This is a genomic window from Streptomyces sp. NPDC059788 (assembly GCF_042732265.1).
Taxonomy (GTDB): Bacteria; Actinomycetota; Actinomycetes; order Streptomycetales; family Streptomycetaceae; genus Streptomyces.
In genome coordinates, this window is the sequence record NZ_JBHWHY010000049.1 from 1 (window position 1) to 16,387 (window position 16,387).

The 16,387-nt window shown below is 71.6% G+C and carries 15 protein-coding genes; 2 read left to right on the top strand and 13 right to left on the bottom strand.

The features are described 5' to 3' along the window. Nucleotides 1-43: 43 nt before the first annotated feature. The 10 genes from ACFV57_RS33450 to ACFV57_RS33495 all read right to left on the bottom strand — a co-directional run bounded on the left by ACFV57_RS33450 (nt 44) and on the right by ACFV57_RS33495 (nt 10,355). Nucleotides 44-511, bottom strand: a complete 468-nt coding sequence (locus ACFV57_RS33450; protein WP_385239915.1) for a hemerythrin domain-containing protein — start codon at nt 509-511, stop codon at nt 44-46. Nucleotides 512-532: 21 nt separating this feature from the next. After that, nucleotides 533-2,035, bottom strand: a complete 1,503-nt coding sequence (locus ACFV57_RS33455) for an MFS transporter (protein WP_385239917.1) — start codon at nt 2,033-2,035, stop codon at nt 533-535. Continuing rightward, the gene (locus tag ACFV57_RS33460; RefSeq protein WP_385239919.1) at nt 2,028-2,588 is read right to left on the bottom strand and encodes a PadR family transcriptional regulator; all 561 of its coding nucleotides are present in this window, start codon (nt 2,586-2,588) and stop codon (nt 2,028-2,030) included. The genes ACFV57_RS33455 and ACFV57_RS33460 overlap by 8 nt, the downstream gene beginning before the upstream one ends. A gap of 205 nt (nt 2,589-2,793) precedes the next feature. Beyond that, nucleotides 2,794-3,999 (bottom strand): FAD-dependent oxidoreductase, encoded by a 1,206-nt coding sequence (locus ACFV57_RS33465; protein WP_385239921.1) that lies wholly within the window; start codon nt 3,997-3,999, stop codon nt 2,794-2,796. Nucleotides 4,000-4,301: 302 nt separating this feature from the next. After that, on the bottom strand, nt 4,302-4,820 hold the full coding sequence (locus ACFV57_RS33470) for a SigE family RNA polymerase sigma factor (RefSeq protein WP_385239923.1): 519 nt from the start codon (nt 4,818-4,820) through the stop codon (nt 4,302-4,304). 352 nt (nt 4,821-5,172) lie between these two features. Further along, nucleotides 5,173-6,372, bottom strand: coding sequence for an MBL fold metallo-hydrolase (locus tag ACFV57_RS33475; RefSeq protein WP_385239925.1), 1,200 nt, complete (start codon nt 6,370-6,372; stop codon nt 5,173-5,175). 309 nt (nt 6,373-6,681) lie between these two features. Next, on the bottom strand, nt 6,682-8,046 hold the full coding sequence (locus ACFV57_RS33480; protein ID WP_385240025.1) for an NAD(P)/FAD-dependent oxidoreductase: 1,365 nt from the start codon (nt 8,044-8,046) through the stop codon (nt 6,682-6,684). A gap of 252 nt (nt 8,047-8,298) precedes the next feature. Continuing rightward, on the bottom strand, nt 8,299-9,171 hold the full coding sequence (locus tag ACFV57_RS33485) for an SAM-dependent methyltransferase (protein ID WP_385240027.1): 873 nt from the start codon (nt 9,169-9,171) through the stop codon (nt 8,299-8,301). A 26-nt stretch (nt 9,172-9,197) separates the two neighbouring features. Continuing rightward, nucleotides 9,198-9,485, bottom strand: coding sequence for a DUF397 domain-containing protein (locus tag ACFV57_RS33490; protein WP_030023883.1), 288 nt, complete (start codon nt 9,483-9,485; stop codon nt 9,198-9,200). Between the two features lie 3 nt (nt 9,486-9,488). Further along, nucleotides 9,489-10,355 (bottom strand): helix-turn-helix domain-containing protein, encoded by an 867-nt coding sequence (locus ACFV57_RS33495; RefSeq protein ID WP_385239927.1) that lies wholly within the window; start codon nt 10,353-10,355, stop codon nt 9,489-9,491. Nucleotides 10,356-10,569: 214 nt separating this feature from the next. On the opposite strand from ACFV57_RS33495, the gene ACFV57_RS33500 reads away from it, so the two are divergent. Continuing rightward, nucleotides 10,570-10,953, top strand: coding sequence for an ATP-binding protein (locus ACFV57_RS33500; RefSeq protein ID WP_385240029.1), 384 nt, complete (start codon nt 10,570-10,572; stop codon nt 10,951-10,953). Between the two features lie 72 nt (nt 10,954-11,025). Here ACFV57_RS33500 and ACFV57_RS33505 read toward each other — a convergent pair whose 3' ends face one another. Beyond that, nucleotides 11,026-11,826, bottom strand: coding sequence for an SGNH/GDSL hydrolase family protein (locus ACFV57_RS33505; protein ID WP_385239929.1), 801 nt, complete (start codon nt 11,824-11,826; stop codon nt 11,026-11,028). Between the two features lie 397 nt (nt 11,827-12,223). Here ACFV57_RS33505 and ACFV57_RS33510 point away from each other — a divergent pair, with 397 nt between their 5' ends. Then, nucleotides 12,224-13,033, top strand: coding sequence for a tyrosine-protein phosphatase (locus ACFV57_RS33510; RefSeq protein ID WP_385239931.1), 810 nt, complete (start codon nt 12,224-12,226; stop codon nt 13,031-13,033). 77 nt (nt 13,034-13,110) lie between these two features. On the opposite strand, the gene ACFV57_RS33515 is transcribed toward ACFV57_RS33510, so the two are convergent. Both ACFV57_RS33515 and dxs read right to left on the bottom strand, forming a co-directional pair. Beyond that, nucleotides 13,111-14,493 carry an aspartate aminotransferase family protein gene (locus tag ACFV57_RS33515; protein WP_385239933.1) on the bottom strand — a complete coding sequence of 461 codons (1,383 nt, stop codon included), beginning with the start codon at nt 14,491-14,493 and terminating at the stop codon, nt 13,111-13,113. Nucleotides 14,494-14,506: 13 nt separating this feature from the next. After that, complete coding sequence (gene dxs, locus ACFV57_RS33520; protein ID WP_385239935.1) at nt 14,507-16,387, bottom strand: 1-deoxy-D-xylulose-5-phosphate synthase; 1,881 nt, start codon at nt 16,385-16,387, stop codon at nt 14,507-14,509.

Genomic DNA, 16,387 nt, shown 5'->3' on the forward strand with positions numbered 1-16,387 from the left:
GGCCCTGGTCGGCCGGCGGCGCGCGGGCTCCGCCCGGGCGGCGTCAGACGTCACCGAACATCCTGGGCGCGTCGCTCACCGGAGCGTCGAGCACGCGCAGGGCGTAGTTCAGTGACCGCTCCTCGGCGCCGAAATGCGTCTTCATGACGGACTTGATGGTGTTGAGCTGTTTGAGCAGCTGCCGCGGAGCGGCGTCCGCCGAGTCCAGGCTCGCCTGGAAGTCGTCGAGGAGCTGCGCGAGGACCTGGTGATGGTAGGTCAGCGCGGTGATGGCAGGTTCCAGCTCCGGCATCTGCTTCAGCAGGACCGGAAAGAACTCGGCGTCCTCGCTCCGGTGGTGACTCCCCAGCGCGGAGCAGAAGTTGTAGCAGAATCCCCGGAGTTCGGGCGCCAGAGTCTGGACGCGCTTACCGGCGCGAATGGCACCGCGGGCATCTTCCAGGGCCTTCTCCAGGCGGTGGTGCACGCTTTGTAACTCAAGGTGCCAGGCGACGATGCGGTTGCGTGACATGACGGGTCACTCCTTTCGCGGTCAGCCGCCTTCTCGCGCCGTCGAGGACTCCCGCCGGTGCGGCGTTTCCGGCACGGTGTCCGGTTCCCCGGCACTGTGCTTGGGCAGCGCGAAGACGAACGCGAAGGCGAGCACCGCGAAGGCGACGCTGACGGCCATGGCGAAGGTGGCACTCCGGGAGAAGACCTGGGCCGGGGAGCCGCCGGAGGTGAAGTCGAGGGTGTCGAACAGTACGCGTCCGGCCACGGCGATACCGATGGCGCTGCCGACCCGCTGCATGCTGCCGATGACGCCGCTGGCCGACCCGGCTTCCTCGCGCGCGACGGTCGCCACGATGAAGTCCATGTTGGACGGGATGAAGAGCCCGCTGCCGATGCCGCCGAAGAGCAGTGGCGCGATCAGCGGCCATCCCCTGAGGTCGGCGGGCGACGCGACCGCCAGGATGGTCAGGATCGCGGTCAGGCTCAGCGTCACGAGGCCCAGGCCGATGATGAGCACCGAGCGCCCGAAGCGGGCGGCGAGCGGTTCACTCTGCGCGGCACCGACGATGGTGCCGACCGCGAACGCCATCAGCAGGAGACCCGTCTCCAGGGCCGACGCGCCCAGTCCGGCCTGCCAGAGCAGCGCGATGGTGAAGAAGATGCTGGTGAACGCGGCGAAGTAGACCAGGGCCAGGACGACGCCGCTGGTGAAGGCCCGGCTCTTGAACAGCCGCGGCGGGACCATCGGGTTGCCGCCGCGGCCGGCCACCCGGCGCTCCCACAGGGCGAAACCGACGATCAGCAGCACACCGCAGGCCATCAGGACGTAGACCCACAGCGGCCAGCCCTGCTCCTCGCCCTGGATGAGCGGGACGAGGATGGCGCCCAGACCGGCGGTGAGGAGGATGAGGCCGCCCCAGTCCGACCTGCCGTCCTCCCTGGTACTGCTGTAGGTGGGCAGCAGCCGGAACGCGAAGAAGGCGGCGATGACGCCGATCGGCAGGTTGACGCCGAAGATGTAGCGCCAGCCGTGCTCCGCGCCGAAGCCCTCGATGATCAGGCCGCCCGCGAGCGGCCCCATGGCGCTGGAGAAGCCGATGGCCGCCCCCATGACCGCGAGGGCCTTGCCGCGGAGTTTCCCGGGGAACATCAGCTGGATGAGCGCGGTGATGCAGGTGTAGAAGATGCCCGCCGAGAGCCCTTGGGCGATGCGGGCGAGAATGAGCTGTACGTCGTTCTGCGCGAACGCGCACGCCGCGCTGAAGACGGTGAACAGGATCAGTCCGACGATGAAGACCGGTTTGTGGCCGTAGCGGTCGCCCATGCGTCCCGCGGGGACCAGCGCCAGCCCGTAGGCGAGCATATAGCCGGATATCACCCACGACAGGGTGGACTCCGAGGCGCCCAGACTGGTGTGGATGGTGGGAATGGCGATGTTGACGATGGTGCTGTCCAATAACGCCATGAACGCGCCGGCCAACAGCACGGCGAGCGCGAGCCAGGCGGAACGCGGCGCGACCGTCGCTTCACGGTGGTCAGTCATGCAGGCCCCTCCGAGTCCTTTCGTCCTTGATCAATTCGGGTAGCCGGTCCACCAGTTGTTCGTGCCAGGAGATCTCTGCCTGCAATCGGACGAGCCGGTGCCGCATGGCGAGTGATTCCGCGAGGGTCAGATAGCGGGCGATCACTTGGGAGTGTGCTTCGTATTCGGTGAGCATCGCCTTCAGCGACGTGACCCGGGCCTCGATGATGGTGGGCAGATCGTCGAGGTGATCCGGATCGAGCCGGGTGAGGATGAGGTCGAAGGGGTCGGGGTGGTGCACGATCTCGCTCAGGCCGCTCAGCCGGAGCGACGACAGGGACTGCGCGCCGGCCTCGGTGATCCGCCACACCTTGCGTTGCGGGTACGAGCCGACCTGCTCCGTCCGTTCCTCCTCGATCAAGCCCTCCGCCGCGAGGCGTTTGATGGCTCCGTAAAGCCCTCCGATCGTGATGTCGGTCCACAGGTCCAGGTGCTCCTCCTCGGACAGGAGCCGAATCTGGTGGCCGTGCATCGGGCCACGTTCGGACAGCACTCCGAGGATGAAGATGCGCATAGATGACACGCGACTATTCTCGCGAGAGTAGATGCGCCGAAGCAAGGGCCCGAGGGGAGAAGAGGGGCTGCGGGGCGAAGGTTTGACCGGATCACGACGATCGCGGGCGACGCCCCGTCACATCGGGGCCGTGCGCCGGAAAGCAGCGCGACGGGGCCCGCGCCCCCGGCGGGAGGCCGGCGCGGGCCCTTCCCCACAGGGCGGACTACGGGCGGGCCGGGACCCGTTCGTCCCAGACGATGTGGTGGTGATGCATCCAGCCGAGCGAGGCGCCGCCGTCCCCCGCGTAATGCTTGATCATGAAGGGCATGACGGCGTCCCGGATCATCCGCGTGACGGGTCCCACCGTCTTGGAATTCGACCACTTCGCGCCGGTGGCCACGACGCGTTCCACCCGTTCGCGGCGCAGCTTCTCGTACGCGGCGAACGCCTGCTGGTGGCCGGGCGCGTCACGCAGGCAGCGGGCCAGTTCGACCGCGTCCTCGATGGCCATCGACGCCCCCTGCCCCGCGGCCGGCGACGTCGCGTGTGCCGCGTCGCCGATGACGATCATGCGGTCGCGGTGCCAGTGCGGGACCGTCGGAATGTCGTAGACCGGCCAGGCGGCGAGGTCGTGCCGGGTGGCTTCCACGATGCGCCGAGCGGGCCCGGGGTCCACCCGGAGCAGGTCGGCGAGCCTCGCCCGCCAGTGCGCGCTGCCCAGCTCCCGCAGTTCCCGCGGACTCGGCTCGTTCGGGTACGGCGGATTGGCGAACCACCAGATCTCGCCGTCCGGCGCCACGGTGTAGCCGAAGAAGCACTTGCGGCCGAACACCATCTGGTACTCCCCGGGCGTGGCGTCGACCGCCCCCGTCCGCGCGTATCCGCTGATGTAGAGGTTGGGGACGTAGCGCGACGGCGGAGCGGCCGGGTCGATGAGCGCGCGCACCGTGGACCTGATGCCGTCCGCCCCGACGAGCAGATCGCTCTCGTGCGTGGTCCCGTCCGCGAACTCGGCCACGACGCCGGTCTTCCGGCTGCTCACACCGACCAGGCGCCGGCCGTACTCGACCGGGATGCCGCGCCGGATCGCCTCGTCGCGCAGCGCGCTGTAGAGATCGGTCCGGCGCAGCGTGCGCCCGACCGTTCCGTCCGCCAGCGGCATCCCCGTACCGGCCACGCCCAGGGAGCGTCCGGTTCCGCTGCGAAAGCGCATACGCGGGGTGTCGAACCCCAGACCGTCCAGGCAGGTGTCGGCGTCGATCGCCCGTAGCGCGTCGATCCCGTTGACGTGCAGGATGACGAACGCTCCGACGTCGTCCGCGCCGCGCGCGTGCGACTCGTGGATGCTGGGCTCGAACCCCGCTCGCTGCAGGGCCATCGCCACGGTCGGGCCTGCGACGCCTGCTCCGACAACTGCGACAGACTTCATGATCAGTTCCTTATGGACGGGCGTGGAGTGGGCGTTCGATCGCCCTGCGTCCAGGAGGGCGCGCTCACCGTCGGCATGGACTTCGTCGCGATGGCGGTTGCGGCGACACGTACCAGACGGCGCCGGAGCGCTCCAGATACACCAGCGCCCGTACTCCCGTACTCCCGTACTCCCGTACTCTCTTGCTCCCGTCGCGGACGCGCAGGCCGCCGGAGCCCCAGGTCTCTCCGGCCCACACGTACCGCCTCCCTCCGGCATACCCGGCCGGCCCGCGCCGTCACGGCGCGCCGGCCACCGCGGACTCAGTCCCGCGGCGGGGACGGTGCAGGAAATTCCTGATCGAGAATCGTACGGAGCCTCCCCAGCGCGCGAGAGGTCTGGCTGCGGACGGTGGCGCTCGAACACCCCAGACTGACCGCGGTCTGCTCCGCGGTCAGGTCCGCCCAGAAGCGCAGGACGATCACCGTGCGCTGGCGGGCGCCGAGTTGGGCGAGGGCGCCGACCAGAAGAGACAGGTCACCGCAGCGCTCCTGGTCGGCGGCCCGGGGGCTGGGTTCGGGTAATCGGTCGGTGAGGACTTCGCGCGACCAGCGATGCGCGCGGCGTCCGCTGATGAACGTATGGACCATGACCGTCCGCGTATAGGTGACGATCTCGTCGTGCCGGTCGAGGTCGTTCCACCGGCGGTAGATCTTGATGAGGGTCTGCTGCACCAGATCATCGGCCTCGTGCCAGTCCCGACACAGCGAATAGGCGCGGCGTCGCAATGTCGGTCGGACCTCCCGCACGAAGCATGAGAACGCATCGGGTTCCTGCTCCAAGGGGGACACCTCCCACCCTCCAGCTCGCGTCCCGCGAAGGGTGTGGCCCAGCGACCGCGGGAACGCGCGGATGACTGCCCGGGGCGCCGCCCACGGCCGGTGCGCGGCGTCCCGAACACGGGCAGGCCATCGCGCGTATCCCCTGATGAACGGGCGGTTCGACCGGAGGAGCGCACGATGGCTTGGTCCCAGTCTGACCTCATGCCGCTGCGTCAGTCACTATCTCCGGCCTACGGAGTTCGGACGAGCACAAGGCCGTACGAACGCGCTTTCGCGGTCCCCTCGCATGCGGGTGCGAACAGGTCCGCCATGTCTACGGCAGCAGCGCCGCGACCGGCTCCCGCCCTCGCCCTCACCCCGCCGCTTCAAAGGCGCCGACGGCCGACGCCACGGCGGGCCAGGCCGGCCAGCCATACACCGGCGGCAGGGCCACGGTGCGCCACCAGGGCTCCACCACGGCCTCGTCGGCGGGCTCGAAGGGCCGGCCCGGGACGGGGATGGCGCAGGGGACGTGGGCGGCGCGGGTGGCGTACATGCTTCGTTCGGCGGGCTCCGCCCATGGGTGCGGCGCCAGGTTGAAGGTGCCCCAGTGGATCGGCAGCATCAGGCCGTCCGGCCGGCCGCCCTGCAGGTCCAGGTGGGCGCGCACGCCCTCTTCGGGGGTCATGTGGATGTCCGGCCAGAACTCGCTGTAGGCCCCGATCTGGATCATCGTCGCGTCGAACGGGCCGTGCTCGGCGCCGATCTCGGCGAAGCCGGGGAAGTAGCCGGTGTCGCCGCTGTGGAAGACGCGGTTCACCGGGCCGGCCACCACCCAGGAGGCCCACAGGGTGTGCTGCGGGCCGCGCAGCCCCCGGCCGCAGAAGTGCTGGGCGGGCGTCGCGGTGAGCGTCAGCTCACCGACGGCCGTGGACTCCCGCCAGTCCAGTTCGGTGATGCGCGCCGCGGGGACGCCCCACAGTTCGAGGTCGGCGCCGATGCCGAGCGGTACGACGAAGCGGGTGCCCGTACGGATCAGGGCCTTGATCGTCGGCATGTCCAGATGGTCGTAGTGGTCGTGCGAGATCACCACGGCGTCGACCGGGCCCAGCGCGCCGAGCGGCAGCGGCACCGGGTGCAGCCGCCGCGGCCCGGCCCAGGTGAACGGTGAGCAGCGCTCGCCCCAGACCGGGTCGAACAGGACCCGGTGCCCGTCGATCTCGGCGAGCACGCTGGAATGCCCCATCCACGTCAGCCGCAGGCCGGAGGCGGGCGGCTCGCCCCAGTCCGCAGCGGTCGGGCGGTGCACGGGGATGCGGCCGACCGGTGCCCGGCGCAGCCGGCCCTCACGGCTCAGCTGCATACGAGCCACGGACAGCGCGGAGCCCTCCACCAGCTGCCGGGTCGGTACGGGATTGCGGAACTGGCCGTCGACGAACTGCGGGGACCGCCGTATCCGCGCCAGCCGCTCCCCCGTCGGCCAGGCGCCGAAAGCGGCGGGACGGCGCAGTGCGAGCCGCCCTGCGGAGCGTGAAGCGGGCTGGGTCGCACTGCGGGGTCGGGAGCCGGGCACGGCACCTCCAGGGTGGGACGGTAGCGCTGTCATCAGGTCGCCGCGCAGTGAACGGACCGCCGCTGCGTCGGGTTCCGGCACGTCGGCGTCCGGGCCTCGTGGCTCCGGCCGCGGAGATCGCGACGCCCGGACACGACACGTGTTCCCTGCCCGTACAGAACCACTCGGCCGGTCCCGGCATTCCTTGGCAGGCCCAACGGTGCGGGCCCAACGGTGCGGGCGACGCCGCGCCCAGCGCGCGTTGCGCGGGGGCGCGGCCCACGCGGGGGCCGCGGCCCGCCCGTACAGCCGCGCCTCCGCCCCGTGCCGTCAGGCCGCCGGGTGCAGCGGTTCCACGACGGTCGGCGGGGCGCCGGGGCCGGGGCGGAACGGCAGGAGGACGGTGCGCAGGACCGTGCGCGGGGCCATCAGGCGGGACGGCGGCGCGGTGAGGCAGAAGACGTCGCGGAAGGCGGCGCCGAGGACGGGATCGACGGTGGCCCGGATGGTGAGCCGCCGCATGTACCAGGTGGCCAGCCGTTCGCCGAGTCCCGCGCGGGCGTCCTCGGCGCTCGCGTACGGGCGGTCGGCGCCGACCGCGGTGATCCAGGCGGCGTCGGCGGCGCCGGCCATCGCGCGCTGCGCCTGGGCCGCGAGGCCGGGCCGCAGCCCGCCTCCGGAGTCCAGGACCCGGCGCAGCGCCCGCGCGCCGAGCGCGGCCACCGACATGCCCTGCCCGTAGATCGGGTTGTAGGTGCAGCTCGCGTCGCCGATGACGACGAAGCCCTCGGGGACGGCGCCCGGCCGCTCGTAGTGCCGCCGGCGGTTGGAGGTGTCGCGGAAGCCGTATACGGGCGAGACCGGTTCGAGGTGCGGCAGCAGGCGGTGGATGTACGGGTCGCCGATCGTGGCGGTGAAGTCGGCGAAGCCCTGGTCGTCGGTCGGCGGGTGGTGGCCGCGGACGCCCGCGGCGGTCAGCAGCCAGGTGCCGCCCTCGACCGGTACGTACACGGCGCCGCGCGGGCATCCGGGCCAGCCGGGGATGTTGATGCCCATGTCCGGGGCGCCGGCGGGGCCGGTGGGCCGGAACATCCGGGTCGCGTAGGCGATACCGGCGTCCACGGTCTCCTCGCGCGGCGCGGCGCGGCCCAGCTCGGCGTACCACTGCGGGGCCTTCGAGGTGCGCCCGGAGGCGTCCACGACGAACGCGGCGGGCACGACCCGCCCGGCCGTACCGGCGGCCCGCCCGCGCTCGCCGCGCACCCGTACACGGACGCCGGTGACCCGCCGGGCGTCACCGGTCAGGCCGACCGCCTCGGTCGCCTCCAGCACGTCCAGGCGGGTTGCCGATCCGGCCGCCGCCCGCAGCACGCGGTCCCGTACGACGCCGTCGATCACCGGGCGGGTGACCGACAGGCACCCGTGGCGGCGCTCGTCGAAGCGGCGCTGCCACCCGGTGGCCGTACGGGTGAGCAGGTCACGCGGCGGGTACAGGGTGCGCGCGCCGGCGTCGGTGAGGGCCTGGACCGTGCCGGGCAGCAGGCTCTCCAGGGCGCGCAGGCCGCCGCTGAGGAAGACGTGCAGGTGGCGGGCTTGTGGTACGCCCTTGCGGAAGGCGTGTCCGGCCGGGTAGCGGTCCCGTTCGATCACGGTGACCGCGTCCACGCGCCCGAGCAGGGCGGTGACCGCGAGCATCCCGGCGAGCCCGCCGCCGATGACGACCGCGTGCCGCTCCCGCGTGCCGGTGTCGGTCCTGCGCACCACTGCCCCACCCCGTCCCGCCACTCGGGCGACCGCGCACGCCGTCACCGCTGTCGGCACGGCCGCGGGGCCACCGTGCTGCTGCCCGTCCGAGGTCTTACACCTTCTTCTCGGCCGGACGGCCCTGTCAACCGCCGTCCGCCACCGGGCACTTGGACGCCCCGCGGGGCCGCGAGCGCGGCGTGCTCAGCTCTTCTTCCGGCCCACCCCGCCGTAGAAGATGATGTTGTTCAGCTCCGCCGGGCCCGGGGGCGGCCCGTCCGGGCGCCACAGCGGCACCCGCACCACACCCGGATCCAGCAGTTCGAACGGTCCGAAGAGCGGCTCGACCTGGGCCCTGGTCCGCAGGTTCAAGGTGGCCGTCGCGTTCTTGTAGACGTCCAGCACGCCGTCCCGCGCCCGCTCGTCCGTGCGGCCCTGCTCGTACGCCTCGTACGGCTCGCCGGTGGCGTGGGACAGGACGAGGACGCTGCCGGCGGGCAGGGCGCGCGCCAGGGTGGCGACGATGCCCGCCGGGTCCTCGTCGTCGCGGACGAAGTGCAAAACGGCCACCAGCAGCAGCGCCACCGGCTGGTCGAAGTCGATCAGCTCGCGCACGGTCGGGTGGTCGAGGAGGGCCTGCGGGTCACGCACGTCGGCCAGCACGAAGCCGGTGTCCTCGGTGGTGGTCAGCCGCGCGCCCGCGTGCGTGGCGACGATCGGGTCGTTGTCCACGTACACGACGCGTACGCCGGGCGCCGCCTCGCGGGCCACCTCGTGGGTGTTGGGCGAGGTCGGGATGCCCGTACCGATGTCGATGATCTGCCGGATGCCCCCGGCGACCACCTCGCGCACGGCGCGGTGCAGGAAGGCCCGGTTGGCGCGGGCGCTCAGCCGTACCTGCGGGTGCACCGCGATGACGCGCCGCGCGGCCTCCCGGTCGACCTCGTAGTTGTCCCGGCCGTCCAGGTAGTAGTCGTACATCCGGGCCGGATGCGGCTTGCTGGTGTCGATCTCGTCGGCCTTGAAGGCGGCCGCGTCCTGGAGCCCCTGCGAGCCGTCCTCGTCCCACGAGCCCATCGCGGCCCGGGAGAACTCCGTTTCCTTCACGCCGTCCTCCGGTCGGTTCCGCAGCCGCACCCGCACGGTGCCGCGGTGAGCAGGAAGTCGGCCGCGCCCGCCTTCGCGCCCTCGATGAAGCTCTTGATCTCGCGGTGGGTGTAGATCAGGGCCGGGCCGCCGGGGTCGGTGGACTGGCGCAGCGCCACCCGCCCGTCCCCGAGCCGCAGCGCCTCCACGCATTCGCCGCCGTTGCCGCCGCTCCACGGCTTGTGCCAGCCGTCGCTGCCCAGCTCCGTCGCGGGCATTCCGTTGTAGATGCGTATGCGATCCATGGTTCAGATCTCCTTGCGAAAGCCGCCCAGAAGGGCCTCGGTGGTCTGTGCCGGCGCGGCTTGGGCGCACATCCGGTCCAGTGCCTCCAGGAACTGCGAGACGTCGTCGCGCTGGTCGAAGTACACGGCGCCCACCAGGTTCTCCGCGTACGCGATGTCGGGCAGTTCCGGGATCGGGAACCGGAAGATGTGGAACGGCCCGTACATCGAAGGGTGCGGCCCGGCGGCGAACGGAATGATCTGCAGCCGGACGTTGGGCAGGGTGGTGGCCTCGGCCAGCCGCGCGACCTGGTCGCGCATCACGCGCGGCCCGCCGATCGGGCGCCGGAAGACCGTCTCGTCCATGACCACCCAGTACATGGGCGCGTCCGCGCGCGTGAGCAGCGACTGCCGCTCCATGCGCAGCGCGACCGCGCGGTCGATCTCCTCGCGCGCCGCGTGCGGCTTGCCGGCGCGCAGGACGGCGCGGGCGTACTCCTCGGTCTGCAGCAGCCCCGGTACGTAGTGGGGCTGGTAGCCGCGGATGAGGTTGGCCTCGCTCTCCAGGCTCACGTACGCGCTGAACCACTCGGGCAGCACGTCCCGGAAGTTGTGCCACCAGCCCGGGCGGTTGGCCTCGCGGGCCAGCTTGAGGAAGCCGTCGATCTCGTCCCGGTCGGTGACGCCGTAGGTCGCCAGCAGCTTCTCCACGTACGGGATCTTCAGGCCGACCTCGGCCTTCTCCATGCGCCGTACGGTGGCGTGCGTGACATCGAGGGCGACGGCCGCCTGCTCGTAGGACAGCCCCGCCTTCTCGCGCAGGTCCTGCAGCCTCTTGCCGAGCACCACCCGCAGGACGGTCGGAGCGCCACCCGACCGTGCATCCGCCACTTCTGATCCCCTCCCACCAACATGAGTGATCAGCAGTGTGTCATGCCGTCAGCAGAGCGAACAGACTGCGCTTGCGATTCTGCAAATTACACATTGATCCTTGCCATCGGTGACCAACATCGCACATAGTTGCGGAGTGGCTTCCTCCAACAACGCTCCTTCGTTAGGGCGCTGTGGCGGCTTCATCGCCGAGCGTCTCCGGGACGCGTTCCACTTGCCGGCGCGCCGCACCTCCGTACCGGAGGCGCGCAGACGTGTTCTCGCTGTGCTGCACGAGTGGGGCGCGGCAGAACAGGTCTGTGACGACGCCGAGTTGGTGGTGTCGGAGTTGTTCACCAACGCCGTACGGCACACCGACAGCGACAAGGTCGACTGCGAACTGACGCTCGTCGGCGCGTTCCTGCGCGTGGAGATCACCGACCAGGGCAGGGGCGGCCCGGCGCCGCACATCCAGCCCGGCAGCGTGGACAAGGAGTGCGGGCGGGGACTGTTCCTCGTCGGCGCCCTCTCCGAGAGCTGGGGCGTGCGCCCCGGCCCCACCGGCCGCGGCCGCACCGTCTGGGCCGACCTCCCCTACGGGCACCCCGCCACCCACTGAAACCGCCGCCCGCGCGTCTTCGGCGGGCGGCGGGGGCGACGCCGGGGCGTCGGTCTCTCCACAGCGGAGGTTCTACAGAGGAAGCAGGTCGGGCCGCTTCGGCTCGACGTGGTCGCCGGAGGACTCACCGCGCAGACGGCGGCCGATCCACGGCACCAGGTGCTCGCGCGCCCAGTGGATGTTGTCCCGGCGCGCCTCGGCGGCGGTGCGCTCCGTCTCCGGCGGCCAGGCCTGGTCCGGGTCGGCCGGCACCTCCAGACCCAGCACCTGCGCGGCGCGCAGCGCCACCCGGGTGTGCCCGTCCGCCGACAGGTGGAGCCGGTCGTCGCTCCAGGCCCGCCGGTCCTGTACGGACTTCAGCGACCACAGGTCCAGGACCAGGCAGTCGTGCCGGTCGGCGATCGCCCGTACATGGGCGGTGTAGGTCGCGATCTTGCCGCGCAGATGCCGCAGCACCGGAATGCCGCGGGTGTCGAACCCGGTGCACAGCAGGACGGTGCCGACCTTCTCCCGCAGGTCGGCGACGGCCGCCTCGTACCGCTCGGCCACCGCGTCCGGGTCCGACCCCGGCCGCAGGATGTCGTTGCCGCCGGCACAGAACGTCACCAGGTCGGGAGCCAGCTCCCTGGCCCGCGGCACCTGCTCCGTGACGACCTGGTCCAGCAGGCGCCCGCGGACCGCGAGGTTCGCGTAGCGGAACTCGCCCTCCTCGCGCCGGTCCGACAGCAGAACCGCCAGCCGGTCCGCCCAGCCGATGTACGCCCCGTCACGGCCGGGATCCCCGACTCCCTCGGTGAAGCTGTCCCCGACGGCTGCGTACGACCCGATGGCGCCATATGCGCCACTGCTCATCTTCTTCGAATCGTCTGCCACGTCAGGACATACTTCACCCCGGGAAGTGACTTACGCCACCGTAACCAGGGCTTGACGTGGGGTGATTAATGCCACCCGGTCAAATTCTCCTCAAGTCGGAATAAGGAGCGGGAGCGATCGGCGACCCTTTCCGGCCGTTCGGCGGGGTGTGCGGGCGGCCGGACAGCGGGGCGGTGAGGGCCGGGGCGGCGGCGGGGTTCCCCGTCCGTCGGCGAGACCGGCGCGGCTGCGCGCCACGGCGCCCGCCCCGCGTCCCGCACGCCCCGCGCGCACCCTCCACCGTCCGCCCCACGGCCCCGCGGCGACCGGCCCGAATGCGCGCTGCACCGATGTCGTATCGTCAAAGTGGCCCGCCTCGTCGACGAGCAGCGTCGGCGACCGATCCCGAGGAGCGCCCGTGACGCAGCAGACCCCGGAGGTCCCGTCGACCGACTCCGAGCTCGCGGAGGTACGCAACTTCCGTGACGTGGGCGGGTTGCCGACCGTGGACGGGCGACGGGTGCGCACGGGCCGGCTGTTCCGCAGCGGCCACCTGGCGTCGGCGACCGAGGCGGACGCGGCCTTCCTCGGCGGCCTCGGGCTGCACACGGTCTTCGACTTCCGCAACGCCGCCGACATCAAGCTGGAGGGCCCCGACGTCGCCCTGCCCGGCGTACGGAACGTGAACATCCCGCTGACCGACCCGGCCGACGGCGCCGAGTTCTGGGCGATGGTCCGCGACGGCGAGCTGGGACACCTGCGTACGGCGCTGGGCGACGGCAAGGCGGCGGACCGGATGGCGGAGACGTACCGCACCATCGTCACCACCCGCACCGCCGACCACAGCCGCGTCCTGCACGCGCTCGCCGAGGACAGCGTTCCCGCCCTCATGCACTGCGCGGCCGGCAAGGACCGCGCGGGCCTGTCCGTCGCCGTCACGCTCCTCGCGGTCGGCGTCGAGCGGGAGGCCATCGAGGCCGACTACCTGGAGTCCAACGCCGCGCACCGCCGCTACAAGGTGCGCCGCTCCGACAACTCGGCGGCCGGCATGTCCCCCGAGGTCATGGAACTCCTCGCACCGCTCTTCGACGCCCGCGCCGAGTACCTGTCCGCGGCCTTCGACGCCATCGCGACGACCTGGGGCTCGACCGAGACCTACCTGAGCGAGGGCCTCGAACTGACCCCCCAGACCCGCGAGCGGCTGCGCCTGCAGCTCCTGGAGGACTGAAACCCCCGCGCGCGGGTCCGGCCGGTCCGGCCCCGGGCGTCCGGCTCCGCGATTTCCGGCGCCGACCCGGCCGCCCCCTAACGCGCCTGCAACGCCTGCTTCATCAGGGTCCGTCCGAAGTCCCACATCAGTCCCCCGCCCTGGTGCGCGTCGTCCATCACCGCCGTGAACGCCGTCACGAAACGGTCCACCTCCGGTTCCCCGATCACCAGGGGCGGGATGAGTTTGATGACCTCCAGATGGTCGCCGGAGACCTGGGTGAGGATGCGGTGGCGCTGGAGGAGGGGGACGACGACCATCTGGGCGAAGAGGCCCTTGCGGGCGGCCTGGAGCATGGTCCAGTGGCCGCGGAGCTTCAGGGACTTGGGGCGGCCGAACTCGATGCCGATCATCAGGCCCCGGCCGCGTACGTCGTGGAGGAGTTCGTAGCGGTCGGTGAGGGCGGCGAGGCGCGTACGGAGCAGGTCGCCGGTGTGGCGGGCGTTGGCGACGGTCTGTTCGTCCTCCATGACCGTCAGGACCGCCAGACCCGCGGCCATCGCCTGGGCGTTGGCGCCGAAGCTGGCGGAGTGCACGAGGACGCGGTCCATGGACGAGTAGACCTTCTTGAAGATCCAGTCCTTGCCGAGGGTCGCGCCGACCGGGACGTAGCCGCCGGAGAGCGCCTTGGCGACGCACACCAGGTCCGGTGCGACGCCGTCCTCGTGCTGGTAGGCGAAGAAGTCGCCGGTACGGCCCAGGCCGGTCTGCACCTCGTCGGCGATCAGCAGTGCCTTGTGACGGTGCAGCAGTTCCTGGGCGGCCCGCAGGAATCCGGGAGGTGTGGGGTGTACGCCCTTGCCCTGGATGGGCTCGACGATGAGCGCCGCCACGTCGCCGCGCCGCAGCTCCCGTTCCAGCGCGTCCAGGTCGCCCAGTTCGATACCGGTGTCGGGCAGCAGCGGCGCGAAGCCGTCGCGGAAGCCGTCCTCGCCGTTGACCGACAGGGAGCCGGTGGTCAGGCCGTGGAAGGCGTGGGTGCAGTACAGGACGCGGGGTCTGCCGGTGGCGTAGCGGGCGAACTTCAGGGCGGTCTCGACGGCTTCCGTGCCGCTGTTGCCGAAGAAGACGCGGTCCAGGTGGGGGGTGTGGGTGAGCAGCTTCTCGGCGAGCAGGCCGGGCAGCGGCTGGCAGTCGAAGCGGGTGAGGTCGGCCAGCCGGGCGTCGAGGACGTCGTGCAGGGCCTGGCGTACGACGGGGTGGTGGCGGCCCAGCCCCATCACGCCGAAGCCGGCGAGCATGTCGAGGTAGTCCTGGCCGTCCGCGTCCCAGAAGTACGCGCCCTCGGCCCGCTCGTAGACCTTGTCGAAGCCGATGGTGTGCAGCATGCGCGGCAGTTGGTGGTTGATGTACCTGGCGTGCAGGTCGTAGCGCTCGGCGCCGCGTTCGGCGAGCAGCTTGGTCAGGTCGAATCCGCTCACGAGCCGTTCTCCGTCACGAGTCGTCTTCCTTACGGGCCAAGGAGGCGCTGATCCGGCCGGCGATCTCGGCCGGGGTGAGCCCGATGTCGGCGAGCACCTCGCCGCGCTTGGCGTGTGCCAGGAACTGTTCGGGGATGCCGAAGGTGCGCAGCGGTACGTCCACGTCCGCGTCGCGCAGCGCCTGGGCGACGGCCGCGCCCACGCCCCCGTTGCGGCTGTTGTCCTCCACGACGGCCGCCGCGGCGTGCCGGGCGGCCAGCCGCACGATCGCGGGATCGACGGGCTTGACCCACCGCGGGTCGACGACGGTGACGCCGATGCCGCGCTCGGCGAGCAGTTCCGCGGCTTCCAGGCAGACCGGGGCCATCACGCCGACGGACACCAGCAGCACGTCCTCGCGCACGCCGCGGGCCAGTACGTCCACGCCGCCGATCCGCTCCAGCGCCGGGACCGGTTCGCCCACCGACTCCTTCGGGAAGCGCAGCACGGTCGGCGCGTCGTCGACGTCGACGGCCTCGCGCAGCTGGGCGCGCAGCTGGTCGGCGTCGCGGGGCGCGGCGATGCGCAGGCCGGGCACGACGTTGAGGACCGACAGGTCCCACATGCCGTTGTGGCTGGGTCCGTCGGTGCCGGTCACGCCGGCCCGGTCGAGGACGAAGGTGACACCGCACTTGTGCAGCGCGACGTCCATGAGGACCTGGTCGAAGGCGCGGTTGAGGAAGGTGGCGTACACCGCGAAGACCGGGTGCAGGCCGCCGGTGGCCAGACCGGCCGCCGAGACCGCCGCGTGCTGCTCGGCGATGCCCACGTCCCACGTACGGTCGGGAAAGGCCGCGGCGAACTTGCCGAGGCCGACCGGCTGGAGCATCGCCGCGGTGATCGCGACGACGTCCGGGCGCTCCTCGCCGATCCGGACCATCTCGTCGCCGAAGACCGAGGTCCACGACGGCGCGCCGGGCGGTGTGACGGGTGCGCAGGTCAGCGGGTCCATGGCGCCGACCGTGTGGAACCGGTCGGCCTCGTCCTCCAGCGCGGGCCGGTAGCCGCGGCCCTTCTCCGTACGGCAGTGGACCAGGACGGGCCCGTGGAAGCGGGCGGCGCGGCGCAGGGCGGACTCGACGGCGGCGATGTCGTGGCCGTCGATGGGCCCGACGTACTTCAGGCCCAGGTCCTCGAACATGCCCTGCGGGGCGAAGGCGTCCTTGAAGCCCTTCTTGGCGCCGTGCAGCGACTCGTACAGCGGGCGGCCCACGACGGGGGCGCGCTGTACGACCTCCTTGCCCCAGGCGAGGAAGCGCTCGTAGCCGTCGGTGGTGCGCAGGGTGGCGAGGTGGTTGGCGAGGCCGCCGATGGTGGGGGCGTACGAGCGCTCGTTGTCGTTGACGACGATGATGAGGGGGCGGTCCTTGGCCGCGGCTATGTTGTTGAGGGCCTCCCAGGCCATGCCGCCGGTCAGCGCGCCGTCCCCGATGACGGCCACGACGTGGTCGGCCCGGCCGCGTACCTGGTTGGCCTTGGCCAGGCCGTCGGCCCAGCCCAGGACGGTGGAGGCGTGGGAGTTCTCGATGACGTCGTGGTCGGACTCCTCCCGGGACGGGTAGCCGGACAGCCCGCCCTTGCCGCGCAGCTTGGAGAAGTCCTGGCGGCCGGTCAGCAGTTTGTGCACGTACGACTGGTGCCCGGTGTCCCACAGGATGCGGTCGGCGGGCGAGTCGAAGACCCGGTGCAGGGCGATGGTCAGCTCGACCACGCCCAGGTTGGGTCCCAGGTGGCCGCCGGTGCGCGCCACCGCGTGCACGAGGAACTGCCTGATCTCCTCGGCGAGTGTGCCGAGGGCCTCCCCGGGAATCTCCTTGAGGTCGCGCGGGTGGCGGATCTGTTCCAGCATCGACAT